The sequence below is a fragment of the Flavobacterium piscis genome (genome assembly GCF_031457575.1).
GTDB lineage: Bacteria > Bacteroidota > Bacteroidia > Flavobacteriales > Flavobacteriaceae > Flavobacterium > Flavobacterium piscis_A.
Map to the genome: position 1 here is coordinate 24,910 of NZ_JAVDWQ010000003.1, position 15,098 is coordinate 40,007.

Annotated in this window: 17 protein-coding genes; 16 read left to right on the forward strand and 1 reads right to left on the reverse strand. The window is 33.2% G+C overall.

The window, feature by feature from the left end:
- Window positions 1-13: 13 nt before the first annotated feature.
- The 12 genes from gcvH (at window position 14) to J2W48_RS05500 (ending at window position 9,084) form a co-directional block, all read left to right on the forward strand.
- Window positions 14-394, forward strand: coding sequence for a glycine cleavage system protein GcvH (gene gcvH, locus J2W48_RS05445; protein WP_310279185.1), 381 nt, complete (start codon window positions 14-16; stop codon window positions 392-394).
- Window positions 387-770 (forward strand): VanZ family protein, encoded by a 384-nt coding sequence (locus J2W48_RS05450; protein ID WP_310279187.1) that lies wholly within the window; start codon window positions 387-389, stop codon window positions 768-770. Before gcvH ends, J2W48_RS05450 begins: the two co-directional genes overlap by 8 nt.
- 117 nt (window positions 771-887) lie before the next feature.
- Window positions 888-1,631, forward strand: coding sequence for a deoxyribose-phosphate aldolase (gene deoC / locus J2W48_RS05455; protein ID WP_310279189.1), 744 nt, complete (start codon window positions 888-890; stop codon window positions 1,629-1,631).
- Window positions 1,632-3,773 carry a gliding motility protein RemB gene (locus tag J2W48_RS05460; protein WP_310279191.1) on the forward strand — a complete coding sequence of 714 codons (2,142 nt, stop codon included), beginning with the start codon at window positions 1,632-1,634 and terminating at the stop codon, window positions 3,771-3,773.
- 158 nt (window positions 3,774-3,931) lie between these two features.
- On the forward strand, window positions 3,932-4,834 hold the full coding sequence (cyoE, locus tag J2W48_RS05465) for a heme o synthase (RefSeq protein ID WP_310279192.1): 903 nt from the start codon (window positions 3,932-3,934) through the stop codon (window positions 4,832-4,834).
- A gap of 6 nt (window positions 4,835-4,840) precedes the next feature.
- A complete protein-coding gene (locus J2W48_RS05470) occupies window positions 4,841-5,428 on the forward strand; it encodes a cytochrome c oxidase subunit 3 (protein WP_310279193.1) in 588 nt (195 codons plus the stop codon).
- Between the two features lie 42 nt (window positions 5,429-5,470).
- Window positions 5,471-6,451, forward strand: coding sequence for a cytochrome c oxidase subunit 3 (locus J2W48_RS05475; protein WP_310279195.1), 981 nt, complete (start codon window positions 5,471-5,473; stop codon window positions 6,449-6,451).
- A gap of 18 nt (window positions 6,452-6,469) precedes the next feature.
- Window positions 6,470-6,820 carry a cytochrome C oxidase subunit IV family protein gene (locus J2W48_RS05480; RefSeq protein ID WP_310279197.1) on the forward strand — a complete coding sequence of 117 codons (351 nt, stop codon included), beginning with the start codon at window positions 6,470-6,472 and terminating at the stop codon, window positions 6,818-6,820.
- A gap of 78 nt (window positions 6,821-6,898) precedes the next feature.
- Entirely contained in the window at window positions 6,899-7,555 is a 657-nt protein-coding gene (locus J2W48_RS05485; RefSeq protein ID WP_310279199.1) for a hypothetical protein, read from the forward strand.
- A 12-nt stretch (window positions 7,556-7,567) separates the two neighbouring features.
- Complete coding sequence (locus J2W48_RS05490) at window positions 7,568-8,254, forward strand: SCO family protein (RefSeq protein WP_310279201.1); 687 nt, start codon at window positions 7,568-7,570, stop codon at window positions 8,252-8,254.
- A 1-nt stretch (window position 8,255) separates the two neighbouring features.
- Window positions 8,256-8,795 carry a DUF420 domain-containing protein gene (locus J2W48_RS05495; RefSeq protein WP_310279203.1) on the forward strand — a complete coding sequence of 180 codons (540 nt, stop codon included), beginning with the start codon at window positions 8,256-8,258 and terminating at the stop codon, window positions 8,793-8,795.
- Window positions 8,788-9,084, forward strand: a complete 297-nt coding sequence (locus J2W48_RS05500) for a hypothetical protein (protein ID WP_310279205.1) — start codon at window positions 8,788-8,790, stop codon at window positions 9,082-9,084. The genes J2W48_RS05495 and J2W48_RS05500 overlap by 8 nt, the downstream gene beginning before the upstream one ends.
- A gap of 17 nt (window positions 9,085-9,101) precedes the next feature.
- Here J2W48_RS05500 and J2W48_RS05505 read toward each other — a convergent pair whose 3' ends face one another.
- Window positions 9,102-10,508, reverse strand: coding sequence for a DUF4403 family protein (locus J2W48_RS05505; protein WP_310279207.1), 1,407 nt, complete (start codon window positions 10,506-10,508; stop codon window positions 9,102-9,104).
- 174 nt (window positions 10,509-10,682) lie between these two features.
- Here J2W48_RS05505 and J2W48_RS05510 point away from each other — a divergent pair, with 174 nt between their 5' ends.
- Genes J2W48_RS05510 through J2W48_RS05525 form a run of 4 tightly spaced genes read left to right on the forward strand, consistent with a single transcriptional unit; the run spans window position 10,683 to window position 15,041 of the window.
- On the forward strand, window positions 10,683-11,384 hold the full coding sequence (locus J2W48_RS05510; RefSeq protein ID WP_310279210.1) for an ABC transporter ATP-binding protein: 702 nt from the start codon (window positions 10,683-10,685) through the stop codon (window positions 11,382-11,384).
- Window positions 11,377-12,621 (forward strand): ABC transporter permease, encoded by a 1,245-nt coding sequence (locus tag J2W48_RS05515; RefSeq protein ID WP_310279212.1) that lies wholly within the window; start codon window positions 11,377-11,379, stop codon window positions 12,619-12,621. The genes J2W48_RS05510 and J2W48_RS05515 overlap by 8 nt, the downstream gene beginning before the upstream one ends.
- A 2-nt stretch (window positions 12,622-12,623) precedes the next feature.
- Entirely contained in the window at window positions 12,624-13,889 is a 1,266-nt protein-coding gene (locus J2W48_RS05520) for an ABC transporter permease (RefSeq protein ID WP_310279214.1), read from the forward strand.
- Window positions 13,890-13,925: 36 nt separating this feature from the next.
- Window positions 13,926-15,041: an efflux RND transporter periplasmic adaptor subunit gene (locus tag J2W48_RS05525; protein WP_310279216.1), complete on the forward strand. Its 1,116-nt coding sequence runs from the start codon at window positions 13,926-13,928 to the stop codon at window positions 15,039-15,041.
- Window positions 15,042-15,098: the final 57 nt, after the last annotated feature.

The window sequence follows — 15,098 nt, forward strand, 5'->3', positions numbered from 1 at the left end:
CAAACATAGTATTATGAGCATACCGGCAAATTTAAAGTACACAAAAGATCATGAATGGGTTAGCATCGAAGGAGATGTTGCAACAGTTGGAATTACTCATTTTGCTCAAAAAGAGTTAGGGGATATCGTGTATGTTGAAGTAGAAACTTTAGATCAGACACTTGATAAAGATGAGGTTTTTGGAACAGTTGAAGCTGTAAAAACAGTTTCAGATTTGTTTTTGCCGTTAACAGGAGAAATAATTGCTTTTAATGATAGTCTGGAAAGTACGCCTGAAACAGTAAATTCTGATCCATACGGAGCGGGATGGATGATTAAAATAAAAATTGCCAATGCATCAGAAGTAGATTCATTATTATCTGACGAGGCTTATAAACAACTTATCGGTGCCTAAACAACTTTTGCTTCTTTGGGCGATTATCTGTTCAGGAATTATAACTTATTTCTGCCTTACAGATTCAAGCAATATACCGGCAGTAAATTTTCCGAGTATTGACAAAATTGTACATTTTTGTTTTCATTTTGGATTTACGTTTTCCTGGGTGTTGTTTTTTAAAAAAGAACTTAAAGGTAAAACGGCAGATGATTATAAGGCATATTTGGTTTCTTTTATTTTTTCTGTTTTTTTCGGAATCACGATCGAAATTCTACAAGGGGTTTTTACTTTAACGAGAGCCTCGGATGTAGGAGATATTTTATCAAACACAATTGGTGCTACAGCAGCTATTTTTATAGCAATCGCCTTCAAAAAGCAAATAGATAAGATATAGTACTATAAAAATTCCCACCTTGGTGGGTTTTTTATTGCAATAAAATCAACAGCTTTAAGGTTCTTGTTTTTAGATTTTAAAATGTATTTTTGCCACAATCAGATGTAACGTATAATCATGAATATCAAACAATATTTAGATTCCACTTATTTAAAAACGGCTGATCAGGCGGGTCTTTCTGAAGAAGAAAATGATATTGTAGTAAAAAATGCCATTTTCGAAGCTATTCAGGAAGGTTTTAAACTGATTATGATCCGGCCGGAAAAAGTTGCTTTGGCAAAAGAAATGATTTTAATGGCGAATTCCAATTTGCTTATTGGTACTGTAATTGATTTTCCGGAAGGGAAATCGGATATTGAGACCAAACTTAAAGAAGCAAATCAGGCAATTGAAAACGGTGCAGATGATTTGGATTTTGTCTGCAATTATACTGCTTTTAAAAATGGTGAAACTGACTTAGTAAAAGAGGAAATTCTAATAGCAACGCAAATTGGCTTAGCCAGTAATAAAACCGTAAAATGGATTATAGAGGTGGCGGCCTTAAATAATAAAGAAATTATTCAGCTTTCGACTTTGATTAAAAATATTGTTATAACGAATTTCAAAGAAGAAGATTACGCTTCTGTTTTTGTAAAATCATCAACAGGATTTTATGAAACACAAAATAATTTACCAAACGGTGCGACAATTCCGGCTATTATTATGATGCTGGAAAATGTATCCCCTTTACCGGTAAAAGCTGCAGGAGGAATTAAATCATATAATGAAGCAATAGAGATGATTCGTTTAGGAGTTAAACGTATCGGAACTTCGGCTGCTAAAAATATTGCAAACGGAGAAAATACCACAAATCAATATTAAATGAGAACTCAAATTATTCTAAATAAAAGTTTTTTAACTTTCAGTCTGGCATTATCTTCTTTGTTTGTTTTTTCACAGGAAACTAACAAAACCTCAATCAAGCCTGGATTTGCTTCTGAGCAGTTCCCTGTTTTTCCAACTTGTGAGAACCTTGAATCTAAAAGTTTAGAAAATTGTTTTTATAGAGAAGTTCAGGATTTTGTATATCATAATTTTGAAATCCCGGAAACTTTAAAACAAAGTAATTATAAAGGAGAAGCAAAGGTTCTTTTTGAAGTGGATGTAAATGGAGAATTCAAAGTGCTGTACATAAATGTAATTAACGATGAATTGTATCAGGAAACTAAGCGTGTTTTTGGAAAATTCCCAAAAATTAAACCATCAACTTATAATGGAACACCTACCTATTCCAAATATACTATTTCCATTGAATTGCCTTTAAAAAGTTCTGAACAAATTGCTTCAGAAGCTTTAGCTGCGGCTGAAATTTTAAAGCCTGTAGAGAAACCAATGACAGAGTTGGATAGTATTGTGTATAAAAAATACAATAATCCCGAGTTCGAAAGTCATTTGAATATTCCGTTTTCTCATAGTTATTACGCACAGTTTGACGGTGTAATGAATCAGGTTGGAAGCAATAATCATACAGCATCCAAACCTTATACTTATGCTGAGGTTTCTAAATATTATAATTTGAAAGCCGTAAACGAATCGCTTCAAAAAAAGGCTTCAGGCTGGTTGGGAAGGAAATTTTGGAACGAAAATATGGTTCAGATTCAGGGTGAAGATTATTGGCTGTCATTAAATCCAATTGTTGATTTGCAACTCGGAAAAGCTTCTGATATCGATGCCTCTTATACTTATGTAAATACACGGGCAATCAATTTTAGAGGAGGCTTGGGAAAACAAATTAATTTTACGACTACAATTTTTGAAAGTCAGGGAAGATTTGCAGGTTATTTTAATGATTATGCAGAATCTATACCGCCTTCCGGAGGTAATCCTGCCATTATTCCAGGTATGGGAATTGCCAAAGGATTTAAAACTGATTCCTATGATTTTCCTTTAGCAGAAGCAAATATTACGTATGCACCAAGTAAGTTTTTTGATTTGCAATTGGGTTACGGAAGAAATTTTATAGGAGATGGTTACCGGTCTCTTTTAGAAAGTGATGGAGCAAGTCCGTACCCGTATTTTAAAATTAACACCACTTTTTGGAAAATAAAATATACCAATACGTATATGTGGCTCAAGGATGTTCGTCCTGAAGTCACAATTGACAGAACTTATGCTTCAAAATATATGGCCAATCATTATTTAAGTTGGAATGTTTCCAATAAATTAAATCTTGGATTTTTTGAATCGGTAGTCTGGACAGATACTAATAACAGAGGTTTCGATGTTAATTTTGTAAATCCAATTATTTTTTATCGTTCTGTTGAGTTTGCTTCTTCTTCACGAAGCGGAAATGCCCTTTTAGGAATGTCTGCTAAATACAAATGGAACAATCAGATCAATTTATATGGGCAACTTTTAATTGATGAATTTTCGTTTGGAGATGTAAAAGGAGGCGATAATAGCTGGAAAAATAAATTTGGTTATCAGTTAGGGGCTAAATATTATAATGCTTTTAAAGTTGATAATCTATTACTGCAATTAGAATATAACCATGTACGTCCATATGTGTATTCTCATAGTGCAATTATTACAAACTACGGTCATAATAATCAAAGTTTAGGGCATCAATGGGGAGGCAATTTTAAAGAACTTGTTGCAATTGGAAGATATCACAAAGGGCGTTATTTTGCAGATGCCAAATTTACTACAGGAACTCGTGGTTTGGATTTTAGTAATTCCGGAGCTAATTCTAATTATGGAGGCGATATTTACAGGGATTATGATGAGGAACGTTTTGCTGATACAGGGGTAAAAACCGGGCAGGGAAATAAAACTAATATTTTTATTGCAGACATTCAGGCAGGGTACTTAGTGAATCCGGCAACTAACCTAAAATTGTTCGGAAGTTTTATTTATAGAAACTTTGATCCGACACAAAATACAGCCACTACTTTTAAACAAAATACAACTTGGTTCAGTTTAGGATTTCGTGCGGATATTTTTAATTGGTATTTTGATTATTAATCTATTTAATAAGATTTTTCGAAATAATACAGAAGAGGATTTGCAAAGTCCTTATTTTATAAGGTATTATTTGAAAAATTCTAATTTTATAGGTTTAAATTCTATAATCTAATTTGTACATTTGCACCACTTAAAAAAACAGACTAATAATAATCGTATTGAACGCTACACAAAATACATTTTCATTAAAATCCATATTTCTCGACTTTAAGGAAATTACTAAGGCTGGTTTGGCAATTAGTGTTTTGTTTTCTTCAATTGCGGGTTATTTATTGGGTGTTAATGACGATCATCCCTTCAAATGGAGTGTTTTGATTGTTTTATCCATAGGAGGTTATTGTATGGTGGGCGCTTCAAATGCTTTTAATCAGGTGATTGAAAAAGATATTGATGCCTTGATGAACCGAACTAAAAACCGTCCGGTTCCCTCTGGTAGAATGTCTCCAAAAATAGCTTTATTAGTCGCCAGTTTGTTAACGATTATTGGTATTGTATTACTTTATACAATCAATCCAAAGTCGGCAATGTTTGCTGCGATTTCAATATTTTTATATACAAGTGTTTATACGCCTTTAAAAACGGTAACTTCGTTGTCGGTTTTTGTGGGTGCATTTCCTGGTGCAATCCCTTTTATGTTAGGATGGGTGGCAGCTACGGGTGATTTTGGTATTGAAGCCGGAACCTTGTTTTTGATTCAGTTTTTTTGGCAGTTTCCACATTTTTGGGCAATTGGCTGGTTTTTATATGAAGATTATGAAAAAGCAGGGATTTTTATGCTTCCAACCGGAAAAAAAGATAATGGTACTGCATTGCAGGTTATTTTATATACTGTTTGGCTTATCGGAGCATCGTTATTACCAGTCTTAGGATATACAGGGCAATTGTATATTACACCAATTGCTGCTATTTTGGTATTTTTATTAGGATTATGGATGCTTTTTTTCGCAGTTCGTTTGTATCAGCTAAGAACACCTAAAGCAGCCAGAACATTGATGTTGGTTAGTGTTTCGTATATTTCATTATTACAATTGGTTTTTATAGTTGATAAATTTTTAAGATAGTTATTTATGGAAATGACAATGACAAAAGGAGAAGAACAATTAAGAAAGGCAAAATCTGCAAAACTGATTTTGTTATTCGCAATGGTAAGTATGACTATGATGTTTGCGGGACTTACAAGCGCTTTTGTAGTAAGTAAATCCAGGGCAGACTGGTTGAAGAATTTTGAACTGCCAACCGCCTTCTATTTAAGTACAGTAGTTATAATTGGTTGCAGTGTTACTTTTTATCTGGCAAAAAAAGCGATTCAAAAAGATAACAGAAATGCAACAACAGGTTTTCTTTTGGCAACTTTGGCATTAGGAGTTTTATTTGTGGTTTTGCAATTTGTCGGATTTGGACAAATTGTAAAAAGTGGCTATTATTTTACAGGAGAGGGCAGTTCGATTACTACCACTTTTCTGTATGTTGTAACCGTTACACACCTATTGCACTTAGCTGGTGGAGTAATTTCACTTTTAATTGTAATTTATAATCATTTTAAACAAAAATACAATTCGACTCAAACTCTTGGTATAGAACTAGGTGCAATGTATTGGCACTTTCTAGACTTATTGTGGGTTTATTTATTTTTATTTTTATATTTCTTTAAATAAGAAAAAAACGTAAATTTGGGAACTTTTTAACGAATATCTTTTATGGAAGCGACAGTTACTACTGCAAATAACGAAGAAAAAACTTGGGGAGGCGGCAATGAGCCATTAAAAGCAAGTTATGGAAAAATGATGATGTGGTTTTTTATCGTATCAGATGCCTTAACGTTCTCTGGATTTTTAGCAGCTTATGGTTTTTCTAGGTTTAAATTTATTGAAACTTGGCCTTTGGCTGATGAAGTGTTTACTCACTTTCCATTTATGCACGGTGTTTCGGCTCCAATGTACTATGTAGCCCTAATGACTTTTATTTTGATTTTTTCATCTGTAACAATGGTTTTGGCTGTTGATGCAGGACACCACATGAAAAAAACTAAGGTAGCAGTTTATATGTTTTTAACTATTATTGGAGGTTTTATATTCGTAGGTTCTCAGGCTTGGGAATGGAAAAATTTCATTAAAGGTGAATATGGGGCAGTAGAAACTTCAGGAGGTAGTTTGTTACAGTTTGTAGATAAAGAAGGCCATCGTGTTGCTCTTGCTGATTTTGCTGTGAAATTACCGGAGCAAAGAGAAGCTTTGAGCAGAAGCAAAACGTCCTGGTTTATGGAAGATGCCCAGTCTTTACCAACGTACACAGTTGCTGAAGTTCAGGCAGGTTTTAAGGCACATCCTGATTTATTAATCAGAACAGAAGTTTTAACTGCCAAGAAGAAAAAAACAGTATTGTCAAGAGAAGAGTCAGAAACTCGTTTGGGGCAGGCTAAATATGTAGTAGAGGGTGCAAACCTGGTTAGAAACGAATACGGAAGTAAATTATTTGCTGATTTCTTTTTCTTTATAACAGGATTCCACGGATTCCACGTGTTTTCGGGAGTTATCATCAATATCATTATATTTTTTAATGTGTTGTTAGGAACTTACGAAAAAAGAAAAAGTTACGAAATGGTAGAAAAAGTTGGTTTATACTGGCACTTCGTAGATTTGGTTTGGGTATTTGTATTTACAGTTTTCTACTTAGTTTAATTTTTAGATTTATTTATTATGTCACACGAACACGTATCAAATACAAAAAGAATCTGGTTTGTTTTTGGATTGCTATCACTTGTAACTACAGTAGAAGTTATATTAGGTATTCTTAAGCCGGAATCATTAGAGTTCAACTTTTTCATCGGTTTAAATCTGTTAAACTGGATCTTTTACATACTTACAATAGTAAAAGCATATTATATAGTATGGGCATTTATGCACATGGAAGGTGAAACAAGCGGTTTGAGATGGTCTGTTGTATCAACAGTTATCTTTCTGGTTTTATATTTATTATTTATTCTTCTGACAGAAGGACATTATATTTATGGGGTTTTTAAAGATTCTACTATCAAATGGAATTTTTAACATCATATTAATTCGAAAAGAGGCTCCGTTTAACGGAGCTTTTTTTATTTTTGTACCTCATTAACTTCCCATTCTATAATGAAAAAAAATATAGTTCTCTTTATACTTTTTGTTCTGCCAATTGTAGCGTATTTATTTTTTGCTTCTGGGGTGAACAGTTTTACAACATTACCAGTAATTACTCCTGAAATTAAGGATTTTGGTAATTGGAAATCCCTAAATGGAGAAAATGTTACTTTAGATAAGAAAATAACAGTTTTGGGTTTTTCAGGTTCTGATATCCTAAAGAATCGCGGCAATTATTTTAATCTGAATGAAAAAATTTACAAACGTTATCACGGATTTGAAGATCTTCAATTTGTAATCCTTTCCCCAATAGGAACAGAGCAAAAAGCCCAGAAAGTAATTGATGCTTTGACGCCATTCACAGATGTTTCAGGATGGAATTTTGTCTTTGCTTCTCCCGAAGAAATTAAAACATTTTATGATCAGTTACAATTAAAAGGAAAACTTGATGAAAATTTAGGAACCTCGTATGTTTACATCGTTGATAAAAAACGTAATCTGCGTGGAAGGAAAGGAGAGAACAAAGACCAAAAAGAGGAGTACAAAGAAGGGTATAATACTTTTCACCCATCTGAACTGAGTAATGAGATGTTAGATGATTTTAAAATTATTTTATATGAATATCGTGCAGCTCTTAAAAAAAATCATAACGCTTCCAAACAACTTTAAATTTCAACTGTAATGTTTAAAAATAAATCATATATCGGAATTTCGTTTATTATTTTAATTTTTGGAATCTATGCTGTCCCAAAAATCGTGAACAGAATAAAAAATGATGACATAATTAAGGGAAATCGTTTGGATAATGTTGGTTTGAAAGGCTCAGGTTCAGCTAAATTAGAAACGATTGGTTTAGCTCCTGAATTTGAATTGACCAATCAGGATAATATCAAAGTTTCAAATGAAGATTATAAAGGAAAAGTATATGTATTGGAGTTCTTTTTCACTACCTGTCCGTCAATTTGTCCAAAGATGAATCTGAGTATGCTTGAAATTGAGAAAACCTTTTTTGGAAACCCTAATTTTGGAATTGTCTCAATTACTATAGATCCGGCACATGATACACCTCAGGTTTTGAAAGATCATGCTAAAGCATTAGGTGTAAAATCATCGAAATGGAATTTTCTAACGGGTGATAAAGCAACCATTATGAATTTATCAAACAAAGGATTTAACCTATATGCGGGTGAAAATGCCAAAGTAAACGGAGGTTTTGAACATTCCGGTTTATTTGCCTTAATTGATAAAAACGGAATGATTCGTTGTCGGAAAGATGATTTTGGAAACCCAATTTTATACTATGACGGTTTGGATAAAAAAGGAGTAAGGGATATTCAGCAAGACATAAAAATATTATTAGAAGAATAAGATGGAAGACAATTCATTAGAAAAAAAATATAATAAGTATATCATTATAGTTTCGATCGTAATTCCTACAGTAGTGGCTATTTTATTTGGAATAAAATTAAAAGATTTTGGTATAAACGTAGAGCCTTTGTCGTTTTTACCGCCTATTTATGCTGCAACAAATGGCATTACAGCCCTTGTTTTAATTGGGGCTGTCATGGCTGTAAAAAAAGGAAAGCTTAAGCTGCACGAAAGGTTAATGACTTTTGCGATTGCACTTTCAGTGGCATTTTTGGTGATGTATGTTGCGTATCATATGACTGCTGATTCTACTAAATTTGGTAGGGAAGGGGCTATTCGTTATGTGTATTTCTTTATTTTGCTAACACATATTTTGTTATCGGTTGCTATTATTCCGTTGGTATTAATTACTTACGTGAGAGCTTTGGCACAAAGATTTGACAGGCATAAAAAAATTGCAAGAATAACATTTCCACTTTGGTTGTATGTTGCCGTAACTGGGGTAGTGGTGTACCTAATGATTTCTCCATATTATGTTTAAAATAGAACAAAGAACAAAGAACAAAAAGCAAAAAACAATTGGAGAAAATAGAAATTTTGTTCGGATAAAGTATGTCCTTATTTTTTTCTCTTTATTCTTTTCTCTTATTGGCAATGCACAATGCGCTATGTGTCGTGCTGCTTTAGCCGGCGAATCAAATATAAAAAAAGCGGAAGCCGTAAATGACGGAATTGTATATTTAATGGTAGTTCCTTATTTACTAGTAGCAATTATAGGAGTTTTGATCTACAGAATGTACCAATCTAAAAAGAAGAAAGCAGAGTATTAGTATTGCTTCTTTTGATTCTATTTCAATCCGTCAACTGAAACATTTACAGTTCCGTTTATTTTTATAAAAGCAATAATAGCCTGATTGGTCAGTTGAATTTTATCAAACTGAATATCTTCCATTTTTCCGTTAACAAAAACCCCTGGCAACGGAGAGTAATTTTTTAAATACGCTGCCATGCTTTTTTTGCCCTCCTCTAAGTTAGGTTGTATCGAATAGCGGCAGCTTTCCTGTATTTTCTTTAAGATTAAACCTTGAGCCAGCCAACTAGCTGTTCGCATTAATTTGCTTTTAGTGTCTAGTACATAATCAAGTTTGTCAAAATAAATTTCTTTCGTTTGAGGATTGTATTGCGGAAATCCGTTTAAATAAATTGTTCCGTTTACTGAGCCTAAGACATCTAATGCAATTACCATTTTTCCGTCTTTATGCCAGATTTCAACATTTTTTACGGTAACTTTTTTACTCCCTGAACCAAATTCCTGTCCTGAGAAATTTTTCGTCATGATTTTTGATGCATCAATATAACTCGAAATAGCAGCAATATTTGTAGTAATCTGATTTGGAATTTTAGTTACAGGTTTTAAAACTATTTTTGTGGGATTAAATTTAGTTTCGGGTTGTTTGCCGATAATGGTTTCCATATTGCATTTCATTCCCATGTCTAATAAAAACTGATCTTTTTTAACTTTTGCAGTAGTGGTATACACTTCTAGCGGAACAATTCGTAACCAGCTTTCGTATGTGTCACTCATTTGGAATGGCGTGCAAATTTTTTCTAACGCAGATAAGACATTAGGCTTAAAGTCCATTGATTTTTCAATCGCTTCATCAATTTTCTTTTCAATGTTTGATTTAAAAATAGATATGGCAGGATTTACTAAATAAGTAATGGGCATGTTTTTTCCGAATACAATCATTGTTGGGCTTTCGTTCCAATCCAGAGATTTAAATTCGGTTTTAGTATTTAGTTTCCAATTAGTCAAGGCAACTTCACTGGATAAGGTTATAATTCCGTTTAAATTAAATTCACGAGTGTCGTAAAGTTCAACGCCTAGCTTTTTTGTGCCAATTCTATATTTTATAAAAGCTTTTAGAGGCAAAATAGTTTTTATTTTCTTGTCCGGATTTGAAGCATCATTTTGTATTTTTATTGGTGCCTGCTTCCATATTTTTATCTCAATATCATCATCTTCAATAATATTGTCCTCATAGATCAAGCCATTTAAAAGTAGATTAGTCTGATTTTCAATGTCTTTTAGTTTTACTGTGACAGGTAAATTGATAAATGACGGATTGCTTTCGTAAACTAAAGGACTTGCATCGTCAGGCTCAGGTTTTAAAGTGGCTAATTTTTGAGAAGTTGAACAACTTACCAAGAATGTTAATGTTATGAAAAGAAACGTGAAAGAAGAAAATTTCATCAGGAAGAATATTAAGTGTGTAAAATTAAGAAAACAATTATATTCTTTTAAAAAACTGTAACAAAAAGTTAATAAAGTAGTCTTATTCAAAAGAGTGAAATCAAAATTATTAACTTTTTTTTACATGAAAGGCGTAATAAAAATGTTATTATTGTTTTAAAATTTAACAGTATTATGATCGAAATCAAAGATTTACACAAATCCTATAAAATGGGAAGTTCTCAATTACATGTGTTAAAAGGAATTAATTTTGATATAAAAGAAGGGGAGTTGGTTGCTATAATGGGGTCTTCCGGTTCAGGAAAATCTACGTTGCTTAATATTTTAGGAATTTTGGATGAAGCAGATTCGGGAAGTTATATTTTAGACAAAACACCTATAAAGAATCTTAATGAAACAATCGCATCCCGGTACAGAAATAAATTTTTAGGATTTGTTTTTCAGTCATTTAATTTAATAAATTATAAAACTGCCCTTGATAATGTAGCAATGCCGTTATACTATCAAGGAGTTAAAAGAAAAGAACGATACGAAATTGCAATGAAATATTTGGAGAAAGTTGGTTTGGGTTCACATTCGCACCATTTACCCAATGAGCTTTCAGGTGGTCAAAAACAGCGTGTAGCAATTGCAAGGGCTTTGGCTTCAAACCCAAAAGTGCTTTTGGCAGATGAGCCAACGGGGGCTTTAGATACTAAAACTTCCTATGAGGTTATGGAACTTATTCAGGGAATTAATGATGAAGGAAAAACAATTTTAATCGTTACCCATGAGCCGGATATTGCCGCAATGTGCAAAAGGAATGTAGTCCTGAAAGACGGATTAATTATAGATGATAAAAGGGTAGAACAAGTTAGAGCTTCATCTTATGTTTAACATTGAGCGTTGGCAGGAAATATTCGAAGCCATTTCTAAAAACAGGTTAAGAACACTTCTTACTGGTATTTCTGTGGCTTCCGGTATTTTTATTTTAGTGATTTTGCTTGGGGCAGGTAAAGGACTTCAAAACGGAATTGAGAAGCAATTTGAACGTGATGCTGCGGGAATCATTGAGGTTTGGTCAGGGACTACAACAAAAGAATACAAAGGATTGAATCCGGGAAGACAAATTCAGTTTCGTAATAGCGATTATTCGCAATCTGTTCAGAAATTTGATGATAAATTAGATTTAAGAGCTTCAACCTTTAATTTTTGGGGAGCTTCATTTTCATACGGGAAAGAATCTGGAAGTTATCAGTATAGAGGGGTTGACCCTGATTATGGAGCAATAGAAAATGTAGTTATAGTTCGGGGCAGATTTGTAAATAGTAAAGACTTACACAATAATGAAAAAGTTGCTACAATTGGAATGAAAATAAAGACCGATTTGTTTAAAGATAATGATGCACTTGGAAAAGAAATTTTAATTAACAATATTAATTTTAAAGTAATAGGGGTCTTTACAGATCCGGGAGGAGAAAGAGAGGAAGCAAGGGCTTATTTACCTAAAACTACTGTGCAAAGGACTTTTGGAGGGGGAGATAAAATTAGTAATTTGTTTTTTACTTTAAAAAAGACAAATGACTATGATGAAGCTTTGGCACAATCTGAAAAATTTACTCAGGATTTAAAAAATTTACTAAAAAGCAAAAATGTAGTAGCTCCGGATGATGACGGTGGAATAAATGCCTATAATTCTGTAAAAGATGCAAAACAGTTTTATGATCTGAATTTGTACATACGATTGTTTTTTTGGTGGGTCGGCATTTTTACCATAATTGCTGGAGTGGTAGGTGTAAGTAATATCATGCTTATCATTGTAAAAGAGAGAACAAAAGAAATAGGTATTCGTAAAGCCTTAGGGGCATCGCCGTTTTCTATAATTTCCATGATACTTCACGAATCAATTTTTATTACCACTATCGCTGGTTTTTCAGGTTTATTGGCAAGCCTGCTATTGTTAGAGTTTGTGGGGCCGATGGTTCAGAGCGAATATTTTAGAAACCCTGAGGTAGATTTTAGTGTGGCTTTGACTACACTGGTTTTGCTGGTATTTGCAGGAGCATTGGCAGGATTTTTCCCAGCTTACAGGGCGGCCAAAATAAAACCTATTGTAGCACTTAGAGACGAATAATTATGTTTAATAAAGATAATTGGGACGAAATTTTACAGGCTTTAACAGCTAATGTTTTCAGGACAATCTTAACTGCGTTTGGGGTGTTTTGGGGAATATTCATTCTGGTAATTTTGCTTGCTGCAAGTAAAGGTCTGGAAAACGGAGTAAAAAAAGGTTTTGATGGGATAGCCACAAATACAATGTTTATGTGGAGCCAGACAACATCAAAAGCTTATAAAGGATTGCCAAAAATGCGAAAGTATGATTTTAGGAATAGTGATGTAATGGCTTTAAAAGAAGCGTTTCCGGATTTATTATATGTTTCGCCAAGAAATCAATTAGGTGATTTTAACGGAACCAATAATGTGGTTCGCGGTACAAAGACTTCTTCTTTTACCATTTATGGTGATTATCCGGAGTTGATCAAGCAGCAACCTATGGATATCATAAAAGGACGTTTTGTAAATCAGCAGGATATTCTTGAGAGAAGAAAAGTTGCCGTGATTGGTAAGGCTGTTATCAGTGAGCTTTATGGGAAAGAAGAAGAAGCAATAGGCTCGTATGTAAAAATTAACGGTATTAATTTTATGGTTGTTGGGGTTTATAATTCTAAACAACAAGGAGGAAATGCAGAGCAGCAACAAAAAAATATCTTTATTCCGTTTACTACTTTTCAACAAGCTTTTAATTATGGCGACAAAGTAGGATGGATGGCGCTGACTGCTAGAGATGAAATGTCTATTACAGCATTAAAACCAAAAATTTTAGAATTAATTAAGGCACTACATTCTGTAAATCCTGCAGATGACAGGGCCGTTGGTAATTTTGATTTATATGAACAGTTTAATAAAGTGCAAAGTTTGTTTAGTATTTTAAAAATCATTGCTTATTTTGTAGGAACTTTGGTTCTTATTTCAGGTGTGATCGGAATTTCAAACATTATGCTTATTGTAGTTAAAGAACGTACAAAAGAAATAGGGATACGGAGAGCATTGGGTGCAACGCCGGCAGCCATACGCGGACAAATTTTATCAGAATCGATATTCCTAACTATTATTTCAGGTATGTCCGGGATTGCTTTTGCTACCGCACTCATCGCGCTTCTAAATATAGCATTAGATTCTATGCCGTCCGGAAACGATACTATGTTTGCAAATCCAAGTGTAGATTTAGGGGTTGTATTTGTTGCCTTATTAATATTAGTTGGGTCAGGTTTACTCGCAGGATTTATTCCGGCACAAACAGCAATCAATGTAAAGCCTGTAGATGCTTTGCGAACAGAATAAATTATCAATCAAAATAATCGATTAAACTAAAACAAAATGAAAAAAGGAGTAACCGTAACCATTTTAATTTTTATTGCTATAGTTTTCTTTGGCGCATTATATTATTTGTATGCAAAAAATCAAGAATCGCCAATTGTATTTAAAACAGAGAAAGCAGAAATTAAAACGATTGTAAAAAATACAATCGCTACAGGTAACATTCAGCCGGATGAAGAAGTACTTATCAAACCAAACATCTCGGGTATTATCGAACAGGTTTACATTAAAGCAGGCGAGAAAATCAAAGCTGGAGATATGATTGCCAAAATTAGAGTTGTAGCCAATGTCTCTAATGTAAGCAGTACACAAAATCAAGTGCAAACCGCTAAAATTGCTTTAGACAATCAGGAAAAATTATATCAAAGACAAAAAACATTATTTGAAAAAGATGTAATTTCTGCTAATGATTTTGATGCTGCACAACTGGCTTACAAACAGGCGAAACAAAATTATTTGTCTGCGAAACAAAGTTTGGATATTGTAAAAACCGGGACTACATCGTCATTAGGAAGTTATGCAAATACTTTGATACGTTCTACAGTAAACGGAATGGTATTAGATGTTCCGGTAAAAGTAGGAAATCAGGTTATTGAAAGTAATAATTTTAATGAAGGTACTACCATTGCTAGTGTTGCAGATGTTGGAAGAATGATTTTTGTGGGTAAAATCGATGAATCGGAAGTAGGGAAAATCAAAGAAAAAATGGCAATTGAAATTACCGTTGGTGCTATCGAAAACAAAAAATTTGAAGCTGTCTTAACATATATAGCCCCAAAAGGGGTAACTGAAAATGGTGCAATTCAGTTCGAGATTAAAGCTTCCTTGCAAAACAGGGATGCTACATTTATCAGAGCCGGGTTAAGTGCAAATGCTTCTATTATTTTAGAAAAAGCAGATAAAGTTTTGGCAATCAAGGAATCTCTGGTTCAATTTGATAAGAAAACACAAAAGCCTTATGTAGAGATTGAAACAGCTCCTCAGAAATTTCAAAGGAAAGATTTGACCTTAGGTGTTAGTGACGGAATTTATGTTTATGTTAAAAGCGGAATTAAAGCTTCTGATAAGATTAAAATATGGAATCAGGGTCTGATTAATGAAGAGCATAAAAAATAATTCCTAATTAAAATGAGTTTTTTTGGTTTTAAAAAATGTTAAATTTGTATAGTGTTT